Annotated in this window: 1 protein-coding gene; it reads left to right on the top strand. The window is 74.6% G+C overall.

Annotated elements, in window-relative coordinates; all coding sequences use genetic code 11:
• Positions 1–143: 143 nt before the first annotated feature.
• Positions 144–570: rhomboid family intramembrane serine protease (locus AC1D15_RS36330; protein ID WP_477829909.1), on the top strand; the 427-nt coding region annotated here is incomplete at its 3' end.

The raw sequence follows: 570 nt of genomic DNA, 5'->3' as shown, positions 1-570 counted from the left end.
GCGCAACACCGGGCGCGGCTCGACGAGCAGCCGACCCAGTTCGATCCGGCGCCGCTGGCCGCGTACCGCGATGCGGTGCTCGCGCTGTGCGCCGTGGTGTTCCCCGCGTCGGCCGGCGCTTGATCACCAAGGGTCCCCGCGCATTGCGACAGCCCGGGCGGGCCTGGGGACTGCTGTCCGCATCGATCTTCCTCGCGACGCTCGCGGCCCAGGCGGTGCCGAAGGCGGTGCTCGACTGGCAGCCCGGGCTCGCGGCCACCGAGCCGTGGCGCTGGTGGACGGCGCTGTTCGTGCATTTCAGCCTGCTGCACCTCGGTGCCAACCTGCTCGGGCTGGTGCTGGTCGCGACGCTCGGCCTGTCGGCGCGCGTGCCGTGGCCGATGAGCGCGGCGTGGTTCGCGGCCTGGCCGCTGACGCACCTTGCGCTGCTGCTGCAGCCGGAGTTGCGCCACTACGGCGGGCTGTCGGGCGTGCTGCATGCGGCGGTGGCGATCGTCGCGGTGCACCTGCTGACGGCGCCGCAGGTGCCGCGCCATCACCGGTGGATCGGCGGCGCGGTCCTCGCGGGCC

It is taken from the genome of Rhizobacter sp. P2_H2 (assembly GCF_056403375.1).
Note: the sequence above shows the minus strand (reverse complement) of the source record. Positions and strands in the feature narration are given on the sequence as shown.